Source organism: Oscillibacter acetigenes, assembly GCF_025567605.1.
Lineage (GTDB): Bacteria > Bacillota > Clostridia > Oscillospirales > Oscillospiraceae > Oscillibacter > Oscillibacter welbionis.
Window position 1 is genome coordinate 1474 of sequence record NZ_JAOQKG010000010.1, and the last position, 3374, is coordinate 4847.

The 3374-nt window shown below is 47.8% G+C and carries 3 protein-coding genes; 1 reads left to right on the forward strand and 2 read right to left on the reverse strand.

The features are described from left to right. Nucleotides 1-110 precede the first annotated feature (110 nt). Nucleotides 111-1688 (reverse strand): phage/plasmid primase, P4 family, encoded by a 1578-nt coding sequence (locus OCV80_RS16410; protein WP_119311378.1) that lies wholly within the window; start codon nucleotides 1686-1688, stop codon nucleotides 111-113. 273 nt (nucleotides 1689-1961) lie between these two features. On the opposite strand from OCV80_RS16410, the gene OCV80_RS16415 reads away from it, so the two are divergent. Next, complete coding sequence (locus OCV80_RS16415; protein WP_119311377.1) at nucleotides 1962-3023, forward strand: hypothetical protein; 1062 nt, start codon at nucleotides 1962-1964, stop codon at nucleotides 3021-3023. Here OCV80_RS16415 and OCV80_RS16420 read toward each other — a convergent pair. Next, nucleotides 3020-3250, reverse strand: a complete 231-nt coding sequence (locus OCV80_RS16420) for a helix-turn-helix domain-containing protein (protein ID WP_249390789.1) — start codon at nucleotides 3248-3250, stop codon at nucleotides 3020-3022. The genes OCV80_RS16415 and OCV80_RS16420 overlap by 4 nt on opposite strands. Nucleotides 3251-3374: the final 124 nt, after the last annotated feature.

Sequence of the window (3374 nt, forward strand, 5' to 3'; positions counted from 1 at the left end):
CGACTGGCAGATACTCCAACTGCCCATCCTCCATCAGCTGGCGGATGCGGTTGACGCCGAGGCCGCTGATTTTTGCTGCCTGATCCGGGGATAAGAAGAGCGGGAGATCTTCACGCTTTTTCTTGCTGGGCATCGTCTTCCTCCCTCTTTGAAATGATATGTGGTCCACCTTCCGTGGAACTTTCTCCCCTTAGCCACGCAGGCGTTCGAGGCTGTTGTTCCAAAGTTCCATGGGATTCGCTTTTCTTTAGAGAGATTCCCACATGTCCTTGCCGGTTCTCTTTTCCGATACGGATGCGCTTGGCGTAGACGCCTGGAATTCCAGACAAAAGGTCATGGAACTGGCTGAGTGAGAGTGCCTCCAGCCCATTCTGTGCGCAATAATCCACGAATGCCGCAAAGAGGTCCGTATTGAATACGCGAGCCTCCGGGGAGAGGATACAGCGTTCCTTTATAAAGCCGGACAGGACGTTTGATCGATTGACAAACGATTCCAGAAATGCCTTAGAATCCTCCGGTAGAGCAAACACAAAATTCCGTTCCATGAGGTCCTGCAAGGCATGAAGCGCAAGGGTCACGATGGAGTCCGCCTCTTTGCAAAGCCTATCCAGCAGGCTCTTATCCTGTTTCTCCGGCGGGATGCTCTGATTGAAGAGTAGGACCACGAGCCGGTTTGCAAAGGCGGCGGTGGTATCCGCCTCGGTCGTCCGCGGTAGCGTGTTGCCTGCAAACAGCAGCTTGCACCGTGGGATGAAATAGAAGAGGTCTTTCCCTTTGAACTCGCCCGTGATACGGTCGCCGCCGGTGACAGACTTGAAAATGGAGATGTCCCGTAAGGCTCTCCCAGCAATCTCGCCGGCGATATTGACTTTCTTGCCCGCCAATTCTGCTCGGGAAAACCGTTCTCCTAGCTGATGAAGCGGTACATTGGACACGAGCGATGGATCAAATAACCGACTGATGAACTCGGCGATGACACTTTTTCCGGAATTTGGTTGTCCCTGTAGGAAGAAAGCACACTTCCCAACGGTCAGGTCGGAGCAAATGTAGCCGATCATCTCCAGAAGCAGCTGCCGCTTTTTAGGGTCTCCATCGAGAGAAGAACGGCAGAAATCTTCGAGAACGGGACATTTGATTTGCTCAGGATCTTCCAGGTAACTGGCCTTAACCTGGTAAGTAAAGTGGAACCGGGGATCGTGCTCCAGCAGCTCGCCAGATTCCAGATTGAAAACCCCATTTTCCAGATTCACCAGTTCTTTACTCCGGTTGAACTCATCGCGGCAGCACCGGAGGTCTTCCCGCCAAGTCAGGCGCTGGGCAATTTCGCGGAGATCGTTCGCCAAAAGACTCCGGGTCGTGATTTCCGGGAAGAAGTTTGCAAGCCATGCCGTCAGTTGGGGAATGGGCTGGTAGCAGCCCAGCTCTTCGTCATAGGCGAACGGCTCCCCGTCCTCGGTAAACAGGAGAATTTTGGCTTTTGCGATCTGCTCCACCAGATCGGAGAAGAAATTCGCCCGCTTCCGAGGGCTTTTGGCTGTGGGAGCCGGCGGTTCAGGCTCCTTTTTCTCCGGAAGCCCCTGGCGCTCCCGTCGGGCGGCTTCCTCCGCCATCTCGCGCATACGTCCACAGAGATCCTGCGAATCGTCATCCTCGTTCTCCCAATCAGGGAACAGAAATTTCGTACTCATCTTGACTCCTCCAGATAGTGTGTAGTAGCCGGCTCGAGAGCTATCATATACAAACTCGGCAATTGCCGCGAACGCTTCTTTTTTTTCATGCGGCTTATTTTGGTTTTCAGAGGACAAATCAGAATACAGAGGGGGCTCAATTTTGCTGTGCCCCCTCTGTATTCTGATCTGGATTTAGGGATATTCACCATATTTTTCCTGTTTTACGGCCCGCTTTTTCTACGAATTAGTCGCCTGAATTAAATTAAGCAATGCTAAAAAAGGAAGAGTTCTATGAAAAATTGGGAGATTATAGCATCTCTTTTGGAACGAGAAGAACATGCCTTAGGCTCCGTCGTGGAGTATATGATACACGGATATCAGTCACGGAATATTCCAGCACAAAACATCCGCGAAGAAAGCAATAGTGAATGTCCAGCAGATAATGAGTTATTGATGCCTTGTAAGAATACACAAACCTTCTGGGAAACTATAGAGCGTGAATTTGAACATCACTTTCAAGATATCGATGCGCATTTCAATAAGCTGTTTAAGCTGCGGACCCGGCGACCAGGAGCGAAGAAGCTTCAGCCATTAGACCCATGGTGGTATCTTGAAGATTTGGAAGACTCTTTTGAAGATGTCAAAGAATATTTGCTGATAAGAAATCGCACAAAATGCGAGTGCCTTTTTAAAAAATTAAAAAACGAAATCAAAAAGGGCATGGAGCCTACACCCCCTACTTGTCCGAGTGTTCTTGGAAGCATACCATTAGAACGAAAATTCAGGTATGTTCATCAAATGCTCAATTTGGAAGAATCGGCTGTTTGTAGTCTTTTGCCCTTCCTCTTGACTGCTTATATATGCAATTTTAGTAAAAATTTTTTTATTCTGAGAGGGAGTACCTCTGTCGAGAACGCCTTTATCAATGAAGAATGCGGAGTTCCTCTTTCGCAATATAATTTTATTATCGAATCCCTTAAATCATTGAGCCGAATATTTGGCTTTAAGGATTTCTTTACCGAAATCAAGGAAGTGGAACCCCCTAAAAATAGTGAAATGGTGCGTCCTGCGGTATTTCAGCCTTCATCTTTTCCAAATTTAGAGGATCGCCACATACGGGATTTAGTCTTTGAAACATGGTGTGTTGTGATTTACAAATACTTAGCAGGTAATACAGATCCTGTTTGTAATTCTCTTTTGGATAAAATAAGCTTCTCTGACAGCTATATTTTATATCTGTATTACAATAATCAACACCTATACAGTCACTATTTGGCGGAAAGCGGAACATATTCGGACTCCGAGATTCTATCTGATATTTTCTTGCGTTATGAGGGGCATTTAAATATTTAGCTACGGTTGCAGAGAAAATATTCGACTGCTTCCAAAGTCAAACGCCAAGAGTGCCCAATCCGAACTGCCGGCAGCTCCCCCGACTTTAAGAGCCGGTACATGGTGTTTTTCCCCACACCGAGAAGATCCATGGCCTCGGCGGCGGTCAGCACCACCGGGAGACGTTCCTGCTTATAGGCGTCCAGAGCTTCTCTGTATTCGCTATGATCCATTTCAAATTCCTCCATTCCGGTTGATTATCCCCCTGTTTCCCAGATAGCGCCTTGTTTGCTTTTCCTGTCCCTTTCAAAGAAATATCATTCTTATAGAGCGGCGGCGATTGCTGAATGCCTTTGGCATTCAGCAATCGCC